Source organism: Alcanivorax sp. HI0083 (assembly GCF_001635175.1).
Map to the genome: position 1 here is coordinate 1 of NZ_LWFX01001517.1, position 1172 is coordinate 1172.

The window sequence follows — 1172 nt, forward strand, 5'->3', positions numbered from 1 at the left end:
CGCTCACCATGGCCAACTATGCACAGTATGCACAACAGGCCCAGATGCAGCAGATGGATTATTCTGAATACTGATCGCTCGTTACATGCTGAGTGAAGCATGTTGCAGCCGCAGAGCGGCACAAAAAAGGGGCTCCGAAGAGCCCCTTTTTTTATTACCCGACCTGAGCCTTACGGCAGCAGGTGAGAAACGGCGTCACGTTCTTCCGCCAGTTCCTGCTCGGTAGCTTGCATCTTGCCACGGGAGAAGTCGTTGACTTCCAGGCCCTGAACGATAGTCCAGTCGCCGTCTTTGCAGGTGCAGGGGAAGGAGTAGATCAGGCCTTCCTGGATGCCGTAGGAACCATCGCTGTAGATACCCATGGAAACCCAGTCACCTTCGTCGGTACCCAGTGCCCAGGAACGCATGTGGTCCACAGCGGCGTTGGCAGCTGAGGCAGCAGAGGAAGCGCCACGGGCCTTGATGATGGCCGCACCACGCTGTTGCACAGTCGGGATGTAGTCGTTTTCGTACCAGTCTTGCTCAACCTGATCGATGGCCACTTTGCCATCCACTTCGCAGTGGTGCAGATCAGGGTACTGGGTGGAAGAGTGGTTGCCCCAGATGAGCATTTTCTTCACGTCATTGACGGTTTTGCCCAGCTTGTTGGCCAGCTGCGCCATGGCACGGTTGTGGTCCAGGCGGGTCATGGCAGTAAACTGACGGGGATCGATGTCCGGCGCATTGCGCTGGGCGATCAGGGCGTTGGTGTTGGCCGGGTTACCGACAACCAGGACTTTGATGCCTTTGCTGGCATTGTCGTTGATGGCTTTACCCTGGGCGGAGAAGATGGCTGCGTTAGCTTCCAGCAGGTCTTTACGCTCCATGCCCGGACCACGCGGACGAGCACCAACCAGCAGCGCGTAATCGGCGTCTTTGAAGGCCACGTTGGCATCGTCGGTACCGGTAATGCCGGCAACCAGCGGGAATGCGCAATCTTCCAGCTCCATGATGACCCCGTTCAGGGCTTCCAGAGCAGGGGTGATTTCGAGCAGCTGCAGAATAACGGGCTGATCTTTGCCGAGCATATCGCCGGAAGCGATGCGGAACAGTAGGGAATAGCTGATTTGGCCAGCGGCGCCGGTGACGGCTACGCGTACGGGTGCTTTCATGAACAATCTCCTAGCTTTAAT

At 57.2% G+C, this 1172-nt stretch carries 1 protein-coding gene; it reads right to left on the bottom strand.

Features of this window, described 5'->3' with window-relative positions; all coding sequences use genetic code 11:
- Positions 1 to 170: 170 nt before the first annotated feature.
- Positions 171 to 1151, bottom strand: a complete 981-nt coding sequence (locus tag A3754_RS22865; RefSeq protein WP_063520123.1) for a malate dehydrogenase — start codon at positions 1149 to 1151, stop codon at positions 171 to 173.
- Between the last annotated feature and the right edge of the window lie 21 nt (positions 1152 to 1172).

Bases quoted from the DNA above. Each gene is read 5' to 3' on its own strand.
- A3754_RS22865 (WP_063520123.1), bottom strand. From the start codon at position 1,151: ATGAAAGCACCCGTACGCGTAGCCGTCACCGGCGCCGCTGGCCAAATC.